3 protein-coding genes are annotated in these 2,086 nt (G+C 53.0%); all 3 read right to left on the reverse strand.

The window, feature by feature from the left end; genetic code table 11:
• Window positions 1-10: 10 nt before the first annotated feature.
• The 3 genes from ABYV26_RS24760 to ABYV26_RS24770 all read right to left on the reverse strand — a co-directional run bounded on the left by ABYV26_RS24760 (window position 11) and on the right by ABYV26_RS24770 (window position 2,078).
• Entirely contained in the window at window positions 11-160 is a 150-nt protein-coding gene (locus ABYV26_RS24760; RefSeq protein WP_372684018.1) for a hypothetical protein, read from the reverse strand.
• 129 nt (window positions 161-289) lie between these two features.
• Window positions 290-1,915 (reverse strand): NADP-dependent glyceraldehyde-3-phosphate dehydrogenase, encoded by a 1,626-nt coding sequence (locus tag ABYV26_RS24765; RefSeq protein WP_372684019.1) that lies wholly within the window; start codon window positions 1,913-1,915, stop codon window positions 290-292.
• 76 nt (window positions 1,916-1,991) lie between these two features.
• Window positions 1,992-2,078: a hypothetical protein gene (locus ABYV26_RS24770; RefSeq protein WP_372684020.1), complete on the reverse strand. Its 87-nt coding sequence runs from the start codon at window positions 2,076-2,078 to the stop codon at window positions 1,992-1,994.
• Window positions 2,079-2,086: the final 8 nt, after the last annotated feature.

Consider the following 2,086-nt stretch of genomic DNA (forward strand, 5'->3'; position numbering starts at 1 on the left):
AATGCCATGATCACTTAACCTCCATCGTGTGGCTGTGCCATGCGGTTATGCCGGCAGCGTAAGGCTTTTTCGAAAGTATGCGGGTGGTGTCTTCCTCAAGCAACTGCGCAACTACGATAAAACGGTCCAGCGCAGGATTTATGGTGACGGTATAAATCATCTTCGATTCTTTCTTCCACCATTTCCGAAACATACGTTCATTTGGCAGTCACCCATTTCATTGCTCCGCTATGGAGATTGCCTCCAAGACCAAGTCTTTTACAGAGGAAGCGGCATACCATACTCTCAATTACAGAATAAAGTCGGTCGCCAAAAATTTGCTTTTGTGTTCCCGCACGATGCGGGTGATGATCTGTTTGTTCAACTCCGTCTGTTTGGCGGCGACCAGGGTTCGAATCGAAAACACCCGCAAGGCGTCGGAAACGGAAAGGGTTCCTTCGGCGGAATTTTTACGCCCCGTGAAGGGAAACGTGTCCGGTCCCCGCTGGCACTGGCTGTTGATGTTGACCCGGCAGACCTGGTTGACCAGCGGGTCGATCAATCGTGCAATCTGGTCCGGATCGCTGCCGAAGATGCTGACTTGCTGGCCGTGGTTGGAATTGATCATGTAGGCGATGGGTTGGTCTATGTTGTCGAATGGCAGCACGGGAACCACCGGCCCGAACTGCTCTTCATGATAGACTCTCATTTCAGAGTTGGCCGGATAAAGAACGGCAGGAAAAAAGAAGCTGCCGCAAACCGTTCCTCCGGAAGGATTCACGACCCGGGCGCCTTGGGCAACAGCATCTGACACCAGTTCTTGCAGGTAATCCGTTTTGTCTTTTTCCGCGACCGGCGTTATGAAAACCCCTTCCTGCCATGGCATCCCAAAGGTAAGGGCGTTAACCGCCGCGGCAAATCGGTCGAGAAACGCGTCCGCAATGCCGGCTTCCACAAAAATGATCTTAAGTGCCGTGCAACGCTGCCCGTTGAAGGAAAGGCAGCCGAGTACGCATTCCCGGACGGCCAGATCGAGATCGGCACCTTCGAGCACAATGGCCGGGTTCTTGGCCTCCAACCCCAGCACGCAGCGCAGGCGATTGGGGTGAGGGTGCTGTTTTTTCAGTGCGTTGGCCGTCTTGCTCGTGCCAATCAATCCCAGCACGTTGATCTTGCCGGATGCCATGAGCGGGGGTATCATTTTGCGCCCCTCGCCATAGATGATGTTAATGACACCTTGCGGAAAAACATCGCAAAAGGCCGCCAGGAGCGGTGCATAAAGCAGCGCACCGTGCTTGGGCGGCTTCAGGATCGCGGTGTTGCCCATGAGCAGTGCGGGTATCAGCGTCGTGAAGGTCTCGTTGAGCGGATAATTGAACGGTCCCATGCAGAGCACCACACCCAGGGGAGCGCGCCGGATCTGACCGATGATGCCATCCTCGATGATGAACCGGGAAGAAATTCGATCCAGGTCTTTAAGCGCGGCGAGGGTATCGTTGATATATTTGATCGTCCTGTCAAATTCCTTCTCCGAATCCTGAAGCGATTTGCCGACCTCCCACATCAAAAATCCTACAACCCGGTCCTTGGCTTCGATCATCCGGAAAACGAAGCGCTGCATATGATCAATGCGCTCGGCCACGGACAGGGTGGGCCAAAACCCTCTTCCGTGATCATAGGCGGCAACTGACGCATCCAGGGCCTGTAACGCTTGTACTTCCGTTAACAGTGGATATTCTCCAATGGAAAAAGGCCTCGAACCGTTGTCGTTTGCCACCCAAACGGGTGAGAGCACCTCTTGACGCGGACCGTCCCAGACCCGAATCTCACCGTTGACGAGGTAGCCGGTCTGAATGCAGGGGATATCTCTTAAATGGACTTCCGGTATATCGGTGGCCCGTGGAAATACGTGTTGAATATTTTTCATTAACGTCATGGCCTGGTCCCTCCGAAAAAATGACAAAAAGAAAAACTACGCCTTAAAATAAAAAAACCGGCAATAAAGAGGCGTGTCAAATTTCCAGCCGAACGCCGACTTCAATCGTTTGGTCCGCTGGAAGATTAAAAAACGAGGTGGCATCGGCTGCATTGCGGGACATGAAAATAA

The sequence above is a fragment of the Desulfosarcina sp. genome, from assembly GCF_041551955.1.
GTDB lineage: Bacteria > Desulfobacterota > Desulfobacteria > Desulfobacterales > Desulfosarcinaceae > Desulfosarcina.

Bases quoted from the DNA above. Each gene is read 5' to 3' on its own strand.
- ABYV26_RS24760 (WP_372684018.1), bottom strand. From the start codon at position 160: ATGATTTATACCGTCACCATAAATCCTGCGCTGGACCGTTTTATCGTA.
- ABYV26_RS24765 (WP_372684019.1), bottom strand. From the start codon at position 1,915: ATGACGTTAATGAAAAATATTCAACACGTATTTCCACGGGCCACCGAT.
- ABYV26_RS24770 (WP_372684020.1), bottom strand. From the start codon at position 2,078: ATGTCCCGCAATGCAGCCGATGCCACCTCGTTTTTTAATCTTCCAGCG.